Annotated in this window: 16 protein-coding genes; 6 read left to right on the plus strand and 10 right to left on the minus strand. The window is 69.4% G+C overall.

The window, feature by feature from the left end; all coding sequences use genetic code 11:
- Positions 1-158 precede the first annotated feature (158 nt).
- Positions 159-920, minus strand: a complete 762-nt coding sequence (locus ABZ319_RS12595; protein WP_354986495.1) for a decaprenylphospho-beta-D-erythro-pentofuranosid-2-ulose 2-reductase — start codon at positions 918-920, stop codon at positions 159-161.
- Positions 917-2,401: an FAD-binding oxidoreductase gene (locus tag ABZ319_RS12600; protein WP_354986513.1), complete on the minus strand. Its 1,485-nt coding sequence runs from the start codon at positions 2,399-2,401 to the stop codon at positions 917-919. The genes ABZ319_RS12595 and ABZ319_RS12600 overlap by 4 nt, the downstream gene beginning before the upstream one ends.
- Positions 2,402-2,465: 64 nt before the next feature.
- Between ABZ319_RS12600 and ABZ319_RS12605 the strand changes: the two genes are divergently transcribed.
- Positions 2,466-2,948 carry a GtrA family protein gene (locus tag ABZ319_RS12605; protein ID WP_354986496.1) on the plus strand — a complete coding sequence of 161 codons (483 nt, stop codon included), beginning with the start codon at positions 2,466-2,468 and terminating at the stop codon, positions 2,946-2,948.
- 19 nt (positions 2,949-2,967) lie between these two features.
- Here ABZ319_RS12605 and ABZ319_RS12610 read toward each other — a convergent pair whose 3' ends face one another.
- From ABZ319_RS12610 to ABZ319_RS12625, 4 genes are all read right to left on the minus strand, one after another.
- Entirely contained in the window at positions 2,968-3,591 is a 624-nt protein-coding gene (locus ABZ319_RS12610) for a pyridoxamine 5'-phosphate oxidase family protein (protein WP_354986497.1), read from the minus strand.
- 268 nt (positions 3,592-3,859) lie between these two features.
- Positions 3,860-4,522 (minus strand): Crp/Fnr family transcriptional regulator, encoded by a 663-nt coding sequence (locus ABZ319_RS12615; RefSeq protein WP_354986498.1) that lies wholly within the window; start codon positions 4,520-4,522, stop codon positions 3,860-3,862.
- A 40-nt stretch (positions 4,523-4,562) separates the two neighbouring features.
- Complete coding sequence (locus ABZ319_RS12620; protein WP_354986499.1) at positions 4,563-6,590, minus strand: adenylate/guanylate cyclase domain-containing protein; 2,028 nt, start codon at positions 6,588-6,590, stop codon at positions 4,563-4,565.
- A 16-nt stretch (positions 6,591-6,606) separates the two neighbouring features.
- Positions 6,607-9,273: a molybdopterin-dependent oxidoreductase gene (locus ABZ319_RS12625; RefSeq protein ID WP_354986500.1), complete on the minus strand. Its 2,667-nt coding sequence runs from the start codon at positions 9,271-9,273 to the stop codon at positions 6,607-6,609.
- A gap of 149 nt (positions 9,274-9,422) precedes the next feature.
- Between ABZ319_RS12625 and ABZ319_RS12630 the strand changes: the two genes are divergently transcribed.
- Positions 9,423-9,971, plus strand: a complete 549-nt coding sequence (locus ABZ319_RS12630) for a LuxR C-terminal-related transcriptional regulator (RefSeq protein WP_354986501.1) — start codon at positions 9,423-9,425, stop codon at positions 9,969-9,971.
- A 196-nt stretch (positions 9,972-10,167) separates the two neighbouring features.
- Here ABZ319_RS12630 and ABZ319_RS12635 read toward each other — a convergent pair whose 3' ends face one another.
- Entirely contained in the window at positions 10,168-10,662 is a 495-nt protein-coding gene (locus ABZ319_RS12635) for a hypothetical protein (protein WP_354986502.1), read from the minus strand.
- 337 nt (positions 10,663-10,999) lie between these two features.
- Between ABZ319_RS12635 and ABZ319_RS12640 the strand changes: the two genes are divergently transcribed.
- Positions 11,000-11,584, plus strand: coding sequence for a DUF4282 domain-containing protein (locus tag ABZ319_RS12640; RefSeq protein ID WP_354986503.1), 585 nt, complete (start codon positions 11,000-11,002; stop codon positions 11,582-11,584).
- Between the two features lie 41 nt (positions 11,585-11,625).
- Positions 11,626-12,495: a helix-turn-helix transcriptional regulator gene (locus tag ABZ319_RS12645; RefSeq protein WP_354986504.1), complete on the plus strand. Its 870-nt coding sequence runs from the start codon at positions 11,626-11,628 to the stop codon at positions 12,493-12,495.
- Between the two features lie 90 nt (positions 12,496-12,585).
- Here the strand turns inward: ABZ319_RS12645 and ABZ319_RS12650 are convergent, their stop codons facing one another.
- Entirely contained in the window at positions 12,586-12,990 is a 405-nt protein-coding gene (locus ABZ319_RS12650; protein ID WP_354986505.1) for a MarR family transcriptional regulator, read from the minus strand.
- Positions 12,991-13,077: 87 nt separating this feature from the next.
- Between ABZ319_RS12650 and ABZ319_RS12655 the strand changes: the two genes are divergently transcribed.
- Positions 13,078-14,562 carry an MFS transporter gene (locus tag ABZ319_RS12655; protein WP_354986506.1) on the plus strand — a complete coding sequence of 495 codons (1,485 nt, stop codon included), beginning with the start codon at positions 13,078-13,080 and terminating at the stop codon, positions 14,560-14,562.
- A 94-nt stretch (positions 14,563-14,656) separates the two neighbouring features.
- On the opposite strand, the gene ABZ319_RS12660 is transcribed toward ABZ319_RS12655, so the two are convergent.
- Both ABZ319_RS12660 and rfbA read right to left on the minus strand, forming a co-directional pair.
- Positions 14,657-15,217: a dTDP-4-dehydrorhamnose 3,5-epimerase family protein gene (locus ABZ319_RS12660; protein ID WP_354986507.1), complete on the minus strand. Its 561-nt coding sequence runs from the start codon at positions 15,215-15,217 to the stop codon at positions 14,657-14,659.
- Between the two features lie 2 nt (positions 15,218-15,219).
- Positions 15,220-16,119: a glucose-1-phosphate thymidylyltransferase RfbA gene (gene rfbA, locus ABZ319_RS12665; RefSeq protein ID WP_354986508.1), complete on the minus strand. Its 900-nt coding sequence runs from the start codon at positions 16,117-16,119 to the stop codon at positions 15,220-15,222.
- 257 nt (positions 16,120-16,376) lie between these two features.
- Between rfbA and ABZ319_RS12670 the strand changes: the two genes are divergently transcribed.
- Entirely contained in the window at positions 16,377-17,366 is a 990-nt protein-coding gene (locus ABZ319_RS12670; protein ID WP_354986509.1) for an alpha/beta hydrolase, read from the plus strand.
- Positions 17,367-17,466: the final 100 nt, after the last annotated feature.

A 17,466-nucleotide genomic window follows, 5' to 3' on the forward strand; every position in this document is an offset into this window, starting at 1 on the left:
GGGTTCCCGTCCGCACCGCACGGCGGGTCCGGGCGCATGCCGCGGCCGCCGCCCGCCGTGCGCGCGGGCCGGGAGGAACGCGCTTGCGGGTGAACGAGAACTGCCGCACCTTCGAGTGAAGGTGCGGCAGTTGTCAGTTCGTGCCGGTTCGCGTGACCCTAGATGGGCAGCTTGCGGAAGATCGGGCGCGGAACGTGGCGCAGGATCATCATGACGTACCGGAAAGTGCCCGGGGCCCAGACGATTTCCCTGCCCTTCTCGGAGGCGGCCACCGCGAGCACGGCCACGTCCTCCTTGTTCACCGTCAGCCCGTTCTCCTTGGCGTGCGCGGAGAGCTTCGTGCGCACCATGCCGGGGCGGATGACCGTGACGCGCGGGCCGAACTTGGCCAGGGCCTCGCCCAGGCCCAGGTAGAAGCCGTCGAGCCCGGCCTTGGTGGAGCCGTAGACGAAGTTGAAGCGGCGCACGCGCTCACCGGCGACCGAGGACATGGCCAGGATGCGGCCGTAGCCCTGCGCCTTCATCTTCGCGCCGAGCAGTACGCCGACCGACACCGCCGCGGTGTAGTTGATCTCGACCATGGTGACGGCCTTGCGCTGGTCCTGCCAGAAGACCTCGCCGTCGCCGTCGATGCCGAACGCGACGATGGCCACGTCGACGTCACCGCCGGCCCAGGCCGCGTCGATGACGGCCGGGTGCGAATCGGTGTCGAGGGCGTCGAAGTCGATGACCTGCACCTCGCTCGCGCCGGCGTCCTTCATCAGGCGCACGGAGTCCTCGCGCAGCGGGTCGCCCGGCAGCGCCGCCAGGATGATGCGGGCCGGCCCCTTCTTCAGGTACTCGGAGACGATCGCGAGACCGATCTCCGACGTACCGCCGAGAAGCAGAATGGACTGCGGATTCCCTACCGCGTTGATCACTGAAGCTCCAGCCTTCGCGCCATATCGGACATGAAAACGCCTGTGGGATCGACACTTCGGCGGATCTTGATCCACTCGTCGATCCGGGGGTACATCTTGTGGAAGGTCTCCGCGGTGGTGCGGGAGTCCTTCGCGGTGTAGAGCCTGCCGCCGAATTCCATGACGCGGCGGTCCAGATCGGTGACGAGCTCGTTGAGGCCCGGTCGAATCGGGAAGTCCACGCAGATGTTCCAGCCCGGCATCGGGAAACTCAACGGTGCCGGATTACCCGCGCCGAACAGCTTGAAAACGTTCAGGGCGGTGTAGTGCCCGGACGCCTGGATATCGATGATGATCTTCTTGAATTCCTCGACCGCCTCGGTCGGCACCACGAACTGGTACTGCAGGAATCCCGCCGGACCGTACGCCCGATTCCACTCCGCGATCATGTCGAGCGGGTGATAGAACTGCGTCAGGTTCTGGATCTTGCCGGTGTAGTTGCCGCCCATGGCGTAATACGCCTCGCCGACCGAACCCAGGGTCAGCTTGTTCGCGGTGAAACTCGGGAAGATGTTCGGCACCGTCAGCAGCTGCGGGGCGTCGAACTTGAGCGGATTGCGCTGCTTCTTCGCGGGCAGCTCGTCCAGCTTGGCCAGCCGGCCGCGAGTGATGCAGGCGCGCCCCAGTTTCGGCGCCGGGTTCATGGCGTCGAACCAGGCGCTCGAGTAGGTGTAGTTGGCTTCGCTGCCGTCGCTGTGCGCGGCGATGGTCTCGTCCAGCGTGGTGGTCTTCACGCCGTCGTTGATGAAGTAGGCCGTCTCCGTGGGCACCATCTCGATGGTGGCGCGCAGGATGATGCCGGTCAGGCCGTTGCCGCCCACGGTCGCCCAGAAGAGCTTGGCGTTCTTCTTCGGGCCGATGGTGGAGACCTTGCCGTCGGCCGTCAGCAGGTCGATGGACCTGACGTGATTGCCGAAAGAACCCTCGCTGTGATGGTTCTTGCCGTGAATATCGGAGGCGATGGCGCCGCCGATGGTGACCTGGCGGGTACCCGGTAGCACCGGCACCCACAGCCCGAACGGCAGCGCCGCCTTCATGAGCTGGTCCAGGCTGACACCGCCGTCCACGTCGACCAGGCGCGAATCGCGGTCGATGCGGTGGATGCGGTTCAGCGCCGGCATATCGATGACGAGCCCGCCCGAGTTCTGCGCGTGGTCGCCGTACGAGCGGCCGAGGCCGCGCGCGATGACGCCGCGGCGCAGGTGCGCGGGCTTGGAGTCGTTGTCCTCCGCGACCATGGCGACCGCCTGGGCGATCAGCTCCGGGTCACTCGTGGAGAGAACTTCCGATGTGGTGGCTGCGGTGCGACCCCATCCGGTCAGGCGACGGGTGCGCGTCGGCAGTTCGAACGAACCGCTCGACGCTGCGTCCGCACCCGCGCTCGCCGAACTGCTGTCGGCGGCGTCCTTGGTGGTGGTCTGAGCTTTCGTGGACATCGGGATAGAGGCTACAGGTATAACCAGTTCGCGGCTCGTGTCCTGCTCCCCTGGCACTACGCTCTGCGATGTGACCGCGGAACCCCACCTGCCCCTGCCGCCCGAGCTGCCCCTGGTCGACGAGCCCGGCGGCACGGACGTCGATCTGAAGACCCAGATCATTCGCTTCGGCGTGACGGGCGGCCTCTCCGCGATCGTCGACTTCGGTCTGTACCTGCTGCTCTGGAACGTCGTCGGCCTGCCGCGCGACATCGCCAAGGCGCTGAGTTTCATCGCGGGCACCACGACGGCCTATCTCATCAACCGCCGCTGGACCTTCCAGGCGCCGCCGAGTCGCAAACGCTTCGCCGCGGTGATCGCGCTCTACGGCGTGACATTCGCCGCACAGGTCGGGCTCAACGCCCTCGTGATCGAGACGTTCCCCACGCTGAACCTCTCGGCGCTCGGGAACGATCTGAACGTCACCGTGCTGCTGGCCTTCGTCATCGCCCAGGGCACGGCCACGGTGATCAACTTCATCGTGCAGCGCGCGGTGATCTTCAAGATCAACTGATCGGTCACCCGGCGCGGGGTCAGTGATCGACCAGCGCGTCCTGTTCCGCGTCGGCCTTGGCGTGGAAGTAGTCCCCGCCCTTGGCCCGGACGTTGTCGGTGCCCCACTGGCGCGATTCGCGCTGGGCCGGGACCAGGTGCGGAATGTGCTTGCGGCAGTGGATATAGCACTCCTGCACATCCACCACGACCCAGCGCTCGGGGCGGCGGCCGCGATCGTCCGCGGGCAGGCCGGCGACGCAGCGGCGCATGAGGGTGTCGTCGACTATGCGGGCGGTCCCGTTGATGTGCAGGCCGATGAGGTCGTGCACGAAATCGATGAGGAGGATGCCGATGTGCGGGTTCTCCAGCATATTGCCGAGGCTGGCCAGCACCCCGTTGCCGCGATACTCCGGGTAGGCGAGGGTGCCGTCGTCGATGACGTGCAGGAAGCCGGGTTTTCCGGCGCGAAAGCTGTTGTCGCACTCGCCGTGTTTGTCGGCGGTCGCGATGAAGGCCATATCCATCCGGCCGATGAATTCGATCATGGTGGCGTTGAGCCGGGTTCGCATCTGATCGGAGTAGAAGCGGTCCGCGCGATCGCGCGTGCCGTAGCGCTCCTGTAGTTCCCGTTCGCCATCGCTGCCGTTTCTGATACCGGGCATCGTGCGCCCCCTTTGGTAGCTGAATACCGGATGGAAGAGGCTCGGCCACGAACAACGGCCACCCGAAACCCTATACGGTTTAACTATATTGGTGTGCCGAATGGCGTGAACCGGCAGAACGGCCCTGGTGGGGCCGGGTAGTCGGAAGCCGGGCGAGCCTTCCCGATCGACGATCCTCCCGAATGAAAGCTTCCGCAAGAGTCTTTCGTCTATTTGCTGTCGATGCGCTGAATGTGCGGAATGGGGATTCGGGTGCGTGCACAGCGCGCTATCGGGCGCGTGTGGCCAACCGCGCCGGATCCAGCACGGTGACCGCGCCCCGGCTCAGGCGCACCACGCCCTGATCCTCGAGTTCGCGCAGCACCTTGTTGGCGGTGGCCCGGGTGGTGCCCGCCATCGACGCCAGGTCCTCCTGGGTCAGGTTGATCAGCGCGGGAGTGCCGGCGCCGTCGGCGTACACCCGGGCCAGGTGCGCCAGCCGCCGCAGCACCCTGGTCTCCACCGGCAGGTAGAGCGCCTCCAGCACCGAGGCGGACAGCCGGCGGACCTGGGCGGCGAGCGAGGTGGTCAGGAACCGCTCCACCTGCGGATGCTGCAGGCGCAGCCGCTCCAATTGCGACCGATTCAGGGTCAGGGTGGTGGCGTCGGTGACGGCCACGATGGTGGCGGTGCGCCGGGCGTCCGGGCTCAGCAGCGCCTGCTCGCCGAACATGTCGCCGGGACCGAGAATGGTCAGGGTGGCGGTGTGACCGAGCGGGGTGGTCACGCGCACGACCAGCCGCCCGCCGGTGATCAGGTGCACGCAATCGCCGGGATCGCCTTCGTGACAGACGATGTCGCGCCGGCGGAACCTGCGCGGCGTGCAGGCCGCGATGAACTCGCGCCGCTCGACCGGTGAGAGACCTTCCAGCAGTGGGAATTCCATCACCATCGCGACCGCCTCGGCCGAACAGCCCGCGCGGGCACGGTTTTCATCGCAGTCCTTCCAGCCGGAACGCCGTCACCGGCAGACTCTTACCTTTGATGTCGAAATCTCCGAGGCAGTGCACCCGCGCGGCGGCGCCGAGGCGCTCGCGGGTCAGCGGGCCGACCACCACGGTGCCGGGCTCGGCCAAACCCTCCAGGCGCGCGGCGAGATTGGTGGTGTCGCCGATAGCGGTGAAGTTGCGCATCTCGCGCGCACCCACATTCCCGACGATGGCCGGGCCGGTGTTCACCCCGACCCGGAACATCGGCCAGGCCGCACCCGCGCCGGCCGGGCCGCGGCCGTTCGCGCCCTCGGTGCTCTCGCGCACCGCCGCGGTCGCCCGCTGCAGCGCCAGGCCGGCCCGCGCCGCGCGCAGCGCGTGATCGTGCTGGCGCACCGGCGCGTTGAAGATGGCCATCACCGCGTCGCCCACGAACTGCACCACGGTGCCGCCCTCGGCGAGGATCTCCGGCACGATCGCGCCGTAGTAGGTGTTGAGCATGCGCATGACCCGCACCGGCCCGGCCTGTTCGGCGAACGGGGTGTACCCGCGCAGATCCGCCATCAGCACGCTGACCTCGTGTACCTCTCCGCCCAGCCCGGCCTGCGCGGGATCGGCGATCAGCGCGGTCGCCACCTGCGGCGACATGTAGGACCGGAACAGCCCGTCCAGCTGCTGGTAGAGCCGGGCGTTCTCCAGCGTCACCGAGGTCTGGCTGGCGAACGAGCGCGCCACCGCGTGCTCGGCGGGGCCGAGCTGCCCGGGCTCGCCGTTCCCCGCGCGCGTCAGTTCCAGCACACCGGACCGAATTCCCTTGACCGTCAACGGGAAGACGAACGCGGCGGGGTTCGGCGGCCGACCGTCGTCGAAGTACAGCCTGCCCTGACGCTGCACGCCGATGCGCACCCGATCCCGATCGAAGGCGACGTTGGCCAGCCGCTGGATCTCCGCCAGCAGTTCGAGCTCACCGCGAATCACGGTGGCGCGCTCGCCGACAGCGACCAGCGCGCCCAGTCGCCGCACCTGTTCGCGCTCGTCACCGACCGCCCGTGCGCTCTGCTGCAACACCGCCACCTGGCGTTCGGTGAGCCCGAATCGCCGGGAAAGCTGTTGTCCCACAACGCCCAGCGGCTCGTCGGGCCGGACGCCGCCGGTGGCGCGCTGATCCAGCGCGAGCACCATCTCCTCCAGCGCCCGCGCGTAATCGCGCTGGATGGCCGCGACCGTGCTGCGCTGGGTCACGCTGTCGAACAGTCCGCGCGCGGAACCCTCCCGCCGGAACGCGCGATGCGCGCTGACCGCGATGAGCAGGAACGCGACCCCGAGCAGGACGTGCCATTCCCACCAGGTCACCCGCCAGCTGCGCCCGAAGCCGACCGCGAACATCGCCTCGGCCAGCAGGACGAAAGCCGTGAGCACACTGAGCAATACGGTGCTGCGATTGCGCAGGTACATGTAGGCGTAGGTGCCCGCGGCCACCAGATAGCAGGCCCCGCCCAGGAAGGCCGCCGCCACCAGCGGCCCCTGCACCTCGTCCGGGCTCGGATGCGCGTCGAAGGGCGGCACCCGGGTCAGCGACAGCAGCGCCCACACGCCCATGAGCGTGAGCGGCAGGGCCGCGAGCACGTCGATGAAGCGGTGCGCCCAGGCCGTCGGGCCGTACTCGGCCACCGAGGCCAGCGCCGCCACCCCGCCGAGCATGAGCCCCACCGGCACCGCGCCGGTGAATCCCACGTTCGACTCGGTCAGGATGATGCCCGGGGTGGCGAGCGCGTGCAGGCCCAGGAAGCCCGAATTGAGTTGGAACACCAGCGAAACCAGGATCAGGCGCATGTCGCGGCGGGCGCGGGCGGCCCGCAGCAGCAGCACGCCCAGCGCCAGCGAGAGCACCGCCGCGCCCAGGATCAGCCAGAAGTGCACCCCGCCGTGCATGTACTCGTGGTCCAGGTGCGGATTGGCCACCAGCAGCCACAGTCCGGCGGCGGGCAGCGCGACGTGCACGAGCCACAGCAGTATTCGGAGGTAGGACATCGGTTCGGCGCCCGTGTCACGCCGGGGTGATCGTCACCGGGACGCCGTTGAACACGGCGTTCCCGGACGGTGCGTCCACGAGCGAATCATCGGTCAGCACATTGGCGTTCACGCCCGCGTGTTCGCGGGCGACCGTCTGCGCGCTGCCGGCGTGCCCCCACCCGTGCGGCAGGCTGACCACCCCCGGCATGATGTCCCCGGTCGGTTCCAGGTCCACCGTGACCGCGCCCGCCGCGGACTTCACCACCGCCTTGTCGGCCAGTCCGAGCCGGGCCACATCCTCCGGATGTATGTGCAGCGTGCAGCGGTTCGACCCGCCCACCAGCGGCGGCACGTTGTGCAGCCAGCTGTTGTTGGACCGCAGCTGCCGCCGCCCGACCAGCACCATGGCAGGCGCGGGGTCCGCCAGCCGCGCCCGCAACCGCTCCACGTCCGCGAGCAGCGCCTCCGGCGCGAGCTCGACCTGCCGGGTCGCGGTAAGCAGCAGCCCCGGCAGCCGCGGCCGCAACGCCCCGAGGTCGATCCCGTGCGGGTTGTCCAGCAGCACTTGCAGGTTCAGGTCGGTACGCGGAACCCCGCCGCCCCCCACGCTCCCCGCGTCCACATCGGACGAGGCCCGCCCTTCGCCCGCACCGGGATCGGCGGCCCCGCGGTTCCCCGCGCCCGATTCGAGTCCCGTCGCCGTGCCCAATTCCGCTGCGGGGTGGGAGTTCGCGTCGTCTGCGGTAGGCGTCGCGGCGGCGGTTGCCACCGCTCCACTGTTCGCGGCCGGGTCGGCAGGCGCACCCTCGTTCTCGCGCGACGATGTCCACGCTTCGGCCGCTCCGGGGCCGGTGGCCGGTTCCGATCCGGTCGCCGTGTCGAATCCCGCTGCGGGGTGGGAGTTCGCGCCTTCTTCGGTGTTTGTCGCGGGTGCGGCCGAATCGGTCCGCGCCGCGGTGTGTGCATCGGAAGCTGCTGGGGAGGAGGCGTTTCGGGCCGGTTCGCCGGGCACAGGCGTCGTCGCCGACCGCTCATGGGTCCACTCGCCGTACGGGCCGAGTTTCAGCATCAGGTCCACGCGCTGCTCGGTGGTGTTGTCGCCCAGCAGGTCCGCGCGGCGGTCGGCCAGGCCCGCCTTGTGCAGGGTGCCCGCGATTACTATCTCGTCGACCGTGGCCAGGGGATCCATGTCGGGGGCGAGCTCCTGGCCGGTGACGGCCAGGGCCAGGCGGGCCATCACCTCGGCCTCGGAGGGCTCGCCGGCCAGCGGGACCAGGGGGCGGGAGTAGCGGGCGTAGTTGCGGACCGCGAACTGCAGCAGGGCGAAGTCGTAGTGGGGGGACTGGGTGATGCGGGGCGGGGGCAGGATCACGTCCGCGTGGCGGGTGGTCTCGTTGAGGTACCTGTCCACGCTGACCATGAAGTCGAGTCCCGCGAAGGCCTCGTCCAGGCGGGCGCTGCTCGGCGCCGACAGCACCGGATTCCCGGCGACGGTCACCATGGCGCGAATCTGCCCGGTGCCGGGGGTGAGGATCTCGTCGGCCAGCGTCGCCACCGGCAGCTCGCCCATGGCCTCGGGCAGGCCGCGGACCCGGCTGTTCCAGCGCCCGAGCCGGAACGGGCGGGTGCGCACGATGCCCAGCGCCGCGCCCTCCGCGAACATGACGCCGCCCGGGGAGTCCAGGTTCCCGGTGAGCACGTTCACCACGTCCACCAGCCACTGGGTGAGGGTGCCGAACTCCGCCGTGCAGGTGCCGATCCGCGCGTAGACGGCCGCGGTCCGCGCCGCCGCCAGCTCGCGCGCGAGCCGCGGCACGGTCTCGGCGGGCACGCCGGTGCGCTCGGCCACCACCTCGGGGGTGAAAGGCTCGGCGGCCGTGCGCACTTCGTCCAGGCCGCGGACCCCGACGCGTACGGTGGTCAACCCCTCGGCGAACAGCGCGCGCACGATCCCGAACAGCAGGTACGCGTCACTTCCGGGCCGCACGAACAGATGCTCGTCGGCCAGCTTGGCGGTGCGGGTGCGGCGCGGATCCACCACCACCAGGCGGCCGCCGCGCTTGCGCAGCGCCTTGAGCCGCCCCGGGAAATCCGGTGCCGTGCACAGGGATCCGTTCGACTCCAGCGGATTCGCGCCGAGCATCAGGAGGTAGTCGGTGCGATCCAGGTCCGGCACCGCCACCGTCAGCGGATCGCCGTACATCAGTCCGCTGGCCACCTGCTTGGGCATCTGGTCGGCGGTGCTGGCGGAGAACAGATTGCGGGTGGCCAGCGCCCGGATGAGCAGCGGCACGTAGAGCGCCCCGGCGACGGTGTGCGCGTTGGGATTTCCCAGGTACAGCCCGAGCGCCTGATTGCCGTGCTCGGCGGCGATCGGCGGGAGCCGATCGGCGATCACCCCGAAGGCCTCGTCCCAGCTCACCGCGCGCCAGCGGTTGGTCGCCCGGTCCCGCAGCATCGGCGCGGTCAGGCGCTCGGGGTCCTCGTCCAGCTGCCCGAGGCTGGCGCCCTTGGGGCAGATGAAGCCGCGACTGAACGGATCGGCCTGATCACCGCGCACGGCGGTGACGTGATCGGCAGCGTCCAGGGTGATCTCGAGCCCGCACACGGCCTCGCAGAGCGGGCAGGTGCGAAGGAGGGTCCGCGGGGCGTCGGCCCCCGGGGGCGTCGTTGTCCGCGAGCTGTTCGTGACGGGGGTCATACCTCATCATCGCGCGGGAACCCGGGAGGCGAAACAGGAGCGAGCAGACTCACCCGCACCGCGGCCCGAGTCCGTTGTGTCGGATTCCCGACAGAGGCGGCGTATGCGCGCGGACAGACTTTCCGCCCGGCCCCCGCCAGGCTCGGGACATGCGGTTTCTCGATCGGGCACAGGCCCTGGACGCGCTGCGCCGGGCGTACGACGAGGTGGCGGCGGGCGCCGGTTCGGTGGTCGCGCTGACCATCGGCGGTGAGCCGGGCCTGTTCGTGCGCACGCCCGACTCCCCGGCGGATGGGCTGGCGGCTGTCCCGCCCGAGGTCGCGGCGGTGGTGCAGCCCGATGTACGCGGCGCGGTGCCCGCCGACCTCGCGGTGCTACTGCCGGACCAACCCGCCGAAAACGCCGCGGCCGAGCCGCCGGCGGTCTACCGCCTGTCCGCCCGGCAGCGCGACGTGGCCGATCTGCTGTGCGCGGGCCTGACCAATGCCGAGATCGCCGACTCCCTGGTGCTGTCGGTGCGGACCGTCGATCACCACGTGTCGGCGATCCTGCGCAAACTCGGCGTGCGCAATCGCCGCGCGGCCCGCACGGCGGTGCTGGAGCAATTGCTGCTGCGCCAGGGCGGTCACCCCGGCGGCCCCAGGGCGAACCCGGTGCAGCACGGCGGCCGCGAGTCCCGCGCATTGCGCAGCGCGTGAACGACATTCCGGAGTGTCCGGCCGATTTCGCCGCGGACCGCGCCGATTATCGGTAGCCTGAGCACATAACAGCAGCACCCGGGACGAAAGTCCCGGGTGCTGTCGTGTTTTCACATCCGTGCCCCGAATACGCCAAAAACCGCGGGTGCCGGGGTGCACTCGCGGTTCGCGGCTGTGGAACTACAGCTGACCGGTCTCAGGAAGCGATACGGGACACCTGCGGCTTGACGCCTTTGGTGGCGGCGCGAACGCCCGCCCCGATGGCGACGACCGGCGGCACCCAGCGAGCCTCGTGCGGGGCCACGCCCCAGCAGGCCGAGCCGTCGAAGAGCTGGGTGGGCGGCAGCGGGATGCCGGCGCCGTCGGTGTGCACGATCGCACCCGCCGCGCGCAGCGCCTCGATGGCCGCGGTGGCCTTGCGGAGGCCGGTGACCAGGTGGATCTCGCGGCGCTCGGGCCCCGGGATCTCGATGATCGGGCCGGTCAGGTCATTGGCCCGCAGGAAGCGGCGCACGAATGCGGCCGTCTCTCCCGTGAGCTCGATGCCCGACAGATTCTCGTCGGTGACCAGGCTGATGCCGTTGGCCGTCTCGGCAACCGTCCAGCCGCGCTGCGTGTATTCCTGCGCAGAAGCGGCCAGTGCTGCCGCCATAACGGAAGACGAAAACGTCGTACGCACTGGTTTCTCCATTCCCCGGTAGATCTACGTCCTGCTCTGTGCGACGTATCGCAACCAGACGTCCGAACCGTTACACGTTCTTTTCTCTCCGAGTTCGGTTGCGCCCGTCGAAGCGGCGCTTTGCGGGGATTTTGGCGCTGAAGTGTCCGTGTCCCAGTTGGGACGAAACCGTGATTGCGGGCCGCTGCCAGCAGTTATGCCGTCAAGGCCGCTGGCGTCCCCGTGCCCCGATTCGCCCGCGTCATTCGGGGAAGTGTTCTAGAACACATCGTGTCGGTCGGCCGCCGGGGTGCGACACCGGCGACACTTCCCGTGACCGAAATGGTCTGGGGGAGAGAGGATCGTCGTCATGACCGACCAATCGAACACGAGCGCAGCCGAACTCGAGGAGTTCGACGAGGAAGAGTTCGAAGTCGGCCGCTGGGCGGCCTTCAAGGAAACCGCTGCCCGGCGCATGTCCAGGCGCGCGGCGGCCGAGGCGGAGCAGGCCGAAGAGCCCGTCGAACCCTTCGCCAGCCCAAGCGCTTTCGGCGCGTGGAGCGTCGCGGCGGCCAAGAGTCTGCTGGACGTGCAGTTCCAGCACGCCGCCACCCGCACGCTGCTGCCGCTGGCGTACCTGCTCGGCCTGGCCGCCGCGGTTGCGATCCCCATCGTGGGAACCGTAGGGCTGTGGCGCATTTCGACCTGGCTCGGACTCGTGTTCGCGCTGGTGTTCGCGGTGCCGCTGGGCCTGACCATCGCCGCGGTGGTGCGCCTGCTGCTGGAGTTCGTGCTGAACGCCTCGCGCCTCGCCGCTCGCGTGGAACACATCTCGGACATGGCGGACGACCTGTTCCAGGCGCTTTCCGATGTGGCCGAACCGGTCAATCAGCTCTCGGAAGACGTTCGCGCCGTGCAGTTCTGGCGCTATCGACGCCGTTCGCCCCGTAAATAATTGTGCGACAATTTCCCTCGCATGACTCGTAAGGGGGAGGGATGGCACTACCACAGGGGATCACCGGCTCGACCATGCCGCGGAGGCAACTCGGGCGGCAGCTGCGTGACCTGCGCAATCGCGCGCGGATGACCACGAGGGTGGCGGCACAGCGGCTGGAATGGTCCGAGGCGAAGATCTGGCGGATCGAAACCGGCCAGACCTCGCTGCGCAGTTTGGACGTCGAAGCGATGTGCCGGATCTACGGCGCTCCGGAGGACGCCATCTCGCCGTTGACCGCCTTGGCCCGGGAAACCAAGGCGCGCGGCTGGTGGACCGAGTACGGCGATGTGATCGACGAGGGGTACGAGGTCTACATCGGCCTCGAGGAGGCCGCCGGTCGCCTCACCACCTATGAGAACGAGCTGGTGCCGGGCCTGCTGCAGACCGAGGCCTATATGCGCGCGGTGCTGGCCGCTGCCTATCCGGGCATCTCGGCCGAGCAGATGGATCGGCGGGTGCGGGTCCGCGCGGCCCGCCAGGCGCTGCTCACCCGCGCCGAGGCGCCGCTGCGGCTGGACGTGGTGATCTCCGAGGCGGTGCTCTGGCACCGCATCGGCGGCGACGAGGTGACCGCGGGCCAGCTGGACAGGCTGCGCAAACTCGGCGAGCTGCCGAATGTGCGCCTGCGCCTGCTGCCCGCGGACTGCGGCTACCACTTCGGCATGGACGCGGGGCGCTTCGTGCTCCTCGAATTCCCCGCCGCCGCAAACGAAGCCAACGAACCACCGGTGGTCTACGTGGAATCGCTGACCGGCTCGTCCTACCTGGACAAGGAGCCCGACGTGGAGCGCTACCGCGAGGCGTTCGCCTCGGTGGCTGCCATCGCGGTGGACGCGCTTCCGCTCATCGACACCCTGCGCGCGGGCTGAACACGCGGCCGCCGCGGCATCGGCCGCGGCGGATCGCGTAGCGGGTATCGGCTCCAGCGCCGCGCCTGTCGGCTACGGCGTTGCGCGCCATCACATATCGCGTAGCGACTGCTCCAGCACCGCCCGGTGGGTCGGCGCGGCCTCGCCGTGCACTTCCCGGCCCTTGTCGGTGAGGCAGACGAAGATCGCCCGCCGGTCCTGCGTGCACAGGGTGCGCGCGACCAGGCCGTCGCGTTCCAGGCGCGCCACCGCGCGCGAGAGCGCGCTCTGGCTCAGGTGGATGTCGCCGGCCAGATCACTCATCTTGTAACTCTCCCCGCCCGCGTCGATGAGACGGTCGAGGGTTTCGAATTCGCTGAGCCCGATCCGATGCCTGCCCTGCAGCTCCTTTTCCAGGGCGCAGGAGGTCGTCGCGTGCCGGGCCAGCAGATCACGCCACTCGGAGACGAGACCGCTGGTGGCGGCCTGTTCGACCGGCAATGTCGACTTCGGCATGCGCCCGATCCTAGTCCTCGGCCCATAATCATGCAACCGCATTTAATGTTTGGACAACTAATGCGTGCGCATGTAATGTCACCGCTCGTGACTTCCACAGACATCCGCTCCGCAGTGAGCACCGCAGCGGCAGAGACCCAGCAGTGGCCGATTCGGCTGTGGGGCATGCTCATCACCCTCTGCATCGTGCTGTTCCTGGACGGCCTCGACGTCTCGATGATCGGCGTCGCGCTGCCGTCCATCGGCTCGGAACTGGGCCTCGAGACCTCGACCCTGCAGTGGCTCGTCTCCGGTTACGTCCTGGGCTACGGCGGCCTGCTGCTGCTCGGCGGGCGCACCGCCGACCTGCTGGGACGCCGGAAGGTCTTCCTCATCGCGCTGGCGGTCTTCGCCGTCGCGTCCCTGGCGGGCGGGCTGGTCAGCTCCGGTCCGCTGCTGATCCTGACCCGTTTCATCAAGGGCCTGGCCGCCGCGTTCACCGCGCCCACCGGCCTGTCCATCATCACCACGACCTTCGCCGAGGGCCCGGCCCGCAACAAGGCGCTGTCCATCTACACCGTGTTCGGCGCGGGCGGGTACTCCATGGGCCTGCTGTTCGGCGGCCTGATGACCGGCTTCGGCTGGCGCTGGACCTTCCTGCTGCCGGTGCCGATCGCCCTCGCCGCGCTGGTTGCCGCGTTCTACCTGGTGCCCAAGGACAAGCCCGCCGACGAAGGCGGCCACGATCTGTTCGGCGCGCTGCTGTCCACCGCGGGCATGCTGCTGCTGGTCTACACCGTGGTCTCCGCACCCGAGGCCGGCTGGCTCTCGGCGCGCACGGTGCTGTCCTTCCTCGCCGCCGTCGCCCTGTTCGCCGGTTTCGTCGCGGTCGAGAAGCGGGTGCGCTACCCGCTGGTGCGGCTCGGCATCCTGCGCAAGCCCACCCTGTGGCGGGCCAGCCTGGCCATCATCGCCGTGGCCGGATCCTTCTTCAGCTGGCAGTTCATCACCACCCTGTACCTGCAGGACACCCTCGGCTGGACCCCGCTGCACCTGTCGCTGGCGCTGCTGCCGGTCGGCATCCTCGTGGTCTCCTCCGCGTTCGTCTCGGACAAGCTGGTCGACCGCTTCGGCACCGGCCCGATCATCGCGGTGACGCTGACGGTCATGGCCATCGGCTACCTGATGTACCTGCGCCTGGACACCGCGCCGGGCTACCTGACGGTGCTGCTGCCCGCCATCCTGCTGATCGGCATCGGCTGGGTCGGCTTCCCCGCCATCAACATTCAGGCCACCAGCGGCATCGACGACGACGAGCAGGGGCTGGCCGCCGGCGTGCTGCAGACCGCCATGCAGGTCGGTGCGGCCATCGTGCTCGCGGTGACCACCGCGATCATCTCCTCCGGCGCGGTGCACGGCCCGGACGCGGATCCCGCCGCGGTGCTCGACAACTACCTGCCGGGGCTGCAGTTCGCCGCCGGGGTGGCGATCGTCGGCGCGCTGGTCGCGCTCACGGTCTACCTGCCCGGGACGCGGGCTCGGCTCGCCGCGCAGCAGGAGAGCAAGAACCTGGAGGTCGAGCTGGTTTCCTGAGCTCGGCCCACCGAAAGCGCCGGGGCGCACCGTGATCACACGGTGCGCCCCGGCTGCGTCGTACGGGCCGGGCGGTCGCGCCGGGCCGGTGCGGTCAGCGCGGCATGTCGGCAAAGCGCGGCGCGGCCGCGTCCTTGGGCGAGCGCACGAAGGTCAGCGGCTCGCCGTCCCGGCCCACGCTCGGCCATTCGATGCCCAGGTCCGGGTCGAAAGCGTCCATGTCCCGGTCGAATTCGGGGGAGTACTCGAGCGAGCACAGGTAGATGACCGTGGAGTCGTCCGCGAGGGAGAGCAGCGCGTGCCCGAGCCCCTCGGCCAGATACACCGACTTGCGCTCCACATCGTCGATGATCACGCTGTCCCACCGCCCGAAGGTCGGCGATCCCGGCCGCAGGTCCACCACCACGTCCAGGAACGCGCCGCGCGTACAGGTCACGTATTTGGCCTGCCCGGGCGGGGTTTCGGTGTAGTGGATGCCGCGCAGCACGCCCGCCGCCGAGGTCGAGGTGTTGACCTGGAGCAGCTCGAAGGGCCGGCCCACCGCCTTCTCGAACTCCGAGGCCTTGAACGCCTCGGCGAAGACTCCGCGCTCGTCGCCGTGCAGGGCGGGGGTGAACTCCCACGCCCCGGGCACCGAGAGTTCCCGAATGCGCATGTTCACTCGTCCTGTCGCTTGTCGAATCCGGCGTGATCGCGGCCCATGGCCAGCAGGTTCAGCAGGTACGCACCGTAACCCGAGCGCACCATCGGTTCGGCGACGGCGCGCAGCTGCTCGTCGTCGATGTAGTTCAGCCGCCACGCCACCTCCTCCGGGACGCCGATCTTGAGGCCCTGGCGCTCCTCGATGGTGCGCACGTAGTTCGCGGCGTCGAGCAGCGAGTCGAAGGTGCCGGTGTCCAGCCACGCCGTGCCGCGGCGCAGCAGATCCACCTGGAGCCTGCCCTGTTCCAGGTATGCCCGGTTGATGTCGGTTATCTCGTATTCGCCGCGGTCGGACGGTTTCAGGTCGCGCGCGATCTCGATGACGTCGTTGTCGTAGAAGTACAGTCCCGGGATCGCGTAGTTCGAGCGCGGGTGCTTGGGCTTCTCCTCGATGGAAATGGCCTTGCCGTCGGCGAATTCGACCACGCCGTAGGCGGTGGGGTCCGAGACCCGGTAGGCGAAGACCGCGCCGCCGTCCAGCCGCGTGAAGCGGCCCAGGCTGGTGCCCAGGCCGGGGCCGTGGAAGATGTTGTCGCCCAGCACGAGTGCGGCGGGTTCGGTGCCGATATGGTCCGCGCCGAGCACGAATGCCCGGGCCAGGCCGTCCGGTTCGGGCTGTACGACGTAGGTGAGCGAGACGCCGAACTGGCTGCCGTCTCCCAGGAGCCGGGTGAAGGCTGCGGCGTCCTCGGGGGTGGTGATGACCAGGATGTCCCGGATGCCCGCCAGCATGAGGGTCGACAGTGGGTAGTACACCATCGGTTTGTCGTAGACGGGGACCAGTTGTTTGCTCACCCCACGCGTGATCGGGTGCAAACGCGACCCGGTGCCGCCCGCCAGGATGATTCCACGCATGTCACAGCAGTCTGCCAGTTGGGTCGCGCGCGGGTGCGGGGAGGTACGGCCCGATTCCGGCTGGACGGCGATTCGATCACACGCGTTTACCTTCATGCGGATCTGTCGATAACTGTTGCGTAGGTCACGTTCCCGTGGTGTTCTGAAACAGCACTATGTGAGATGTCAGCGCTGACTCTCGCGCGCCGGGTATCCGAGCTGTTCGCGGACTCCCGTTCGAGCGGCTCGGCGCGCCCAGCGGTGAAGGTAGGTGCGCTATGGCAGCGACCAGCAATGACGGTATGTCCGTGATCAATCCGGACGGCAGCAGCCGTTACTCCCAGGCTCTGGAACTGGCCTGCCGCGGGATCATCAAGCCGATGGGGGAAATGGCCACGGTCACCACCTCGAACATGCCCATCGTCGCCGCCGTGGTGAACGGCCTGGCCAAACTGCGCCCCGCCCCGCGCGGCGTGGAGCGGGAAGAGGTGCGGCTCAACGGTTTCCGGATGGAGATCGTGCGGCCGGCGGGTGCGCGCAGCTCACTGCGCGACGGCGCGGTGATGTACATGCACGGCGGCGGTTTCTTCCTGTGCGGTCTGGACACCCACCGGCCCGTGGTGGCCGCCATCGCGCGCCGCACCGGCCTGCCGGTGGTCAGCGTGGAGTACCGCCAGCTGCCCGAGACCGACATCTCCGGCGGCGTGGAGGACTGCCTCAGCGCCTACCGCTGGCTGCTGCGGCACGGGGCAGATCCGAGCCGGGTGGTGTTCGCGGGCGATTCCGCGGGCGGCTACATGACTTTCGCGACCGCGCTGCGGGCGCGCGATCGGGGCCTGCCGGTCCCCGCCGGACTGGTCGGGCTCTGTCCCGCGCTCGATCTGGACTGCACCGAGAAGCGCGCGCATCCGAATCTGCGCAGGGACGCGCTGATTCCGCTGTCCGCGCTGGAGTCGGTTGTCAAGATCGGCGCCGAGGTGAACGGGCGGCTCGATCCCGAGCTGTCCCCGGTCAACAATGTGCTGGCCGGACTGCCGCCCGCGTTGCTCATCGTCGCCGAGGACGAGGTGCTGCGACGCGACAGCGAGATCATGGCCCAGCGCCTGGCGGCCGCGGGAGTGCCCGCGACACTGGAGATCTGGCGCGGTCAGGTGCACGCCTTCATGTCGATCTTCCCGAACATGCCCGAGAGCCGCGCCGCGCTGGCGCACGTGGCGCAGTTCGTGCGGGCCCGGCTCGAGGCCGGAGACGTGGCGCGCACCGCGTGACGCGGCCGGGGCCCGGGCGGGGGGGGGGGGCGGGGCCCCCCCCCCCACGCCACGGGGATTCGCGCGCAGCGGGAAGACGTGCCCGGGCCGGGACAGCTCA

The sequence above is a fragment of the Nocardia sp. NPDC005978 genome (assembly GCF_040614455.1).
Lineage (GTDB): Bacteria > Actinomycetota > Actinomycetes > Mycobacteriales > Mycobacteriaceae > Nocardia.

Coding starts and splice junctions, on each gene's coding strand:
- ABZ319_RS12615 (WP_354986498.1), bottom strand. CDS start 4,522: ATGGTGATGGAATTCCCACTGCTGGAAGGTCTCTCACCGGTCGAGCGG.
- ABZ319_RS12660 (WP_354986507.1), bottom strand. CDS start 15,217: ATGCGCATTCGGGAACTCTCGGTGCCCGGGGCGTGGGAGTTCACCCCC.
- ABZ319_RS12640 (WP_354986503.1), top strand. CDS start 11,000: ATGACCGACCAATCGAACACGAGCGCAGCCGAACTCGAGGAGTTCGAC.
- ABZ319_RS12650 (WP_354986505.1), bottom strand. CDS start 12,990: ATGCCGAAGTCGACATTGCCGGTCGAACAGGCCGCCACCAGCGGTCTC.
- ABZ319_RS12620 (WP_354986499.1), bottom strand. CDS start 6,590: ATGTCCTACCTCCGAATACTGCTGTGGCTCGTGCACGTCGCGCTGCCC.
- ABZ319_RS12610 (WP_354986497.1), bottom strand. CDS start 3,591: ATGCCCGGTATCAGAAACGGCAGCGATGGCGAACGGGAACTACAGGAG.
- ABZ319_RS12670 (WP_354986509.1), top strand. CDS start 16,377: ATGGCAGCGACCAGCAATGACGGTATGTCCGTGATCAATCCGGACGGC.
- ABZ319_RS12635 (WP_354986502.1), bottom strand. CDS start 10,662: ATGGAGAAACCAGTGCGTACGACGTTTTCGTCTTCCGTTATGGCGGCA.
- ABZ319_RS12630 (WP_354986501.1), top strand. CDS start 9,423: ATGCGGTTTCTCGATCGGGCACAGGCCCTGGACGCGCTGCGCCGGGCG.
- ABZ319_RS12625 (WP_354986500.1), bottom strand. CDS start 9,273: ATGACCCCCGTCACGAACAGCTCGCGGACAACGACGCCCCCGGGGGCC.
- rfbA (WP_354986508.1), bottom strand. CDS start 16,119: ATGCGTGGAATCATCCTGGCGGGCGGCACCGGGTCGCGTTTGCACCCG.
- ABZ319_RS12645 (WP_354986504.1), top strand. CDS start 11,626: ATGGCACTACCACAGGGGATCACCGGCTCGACCATGCCGCGGAGGCAA.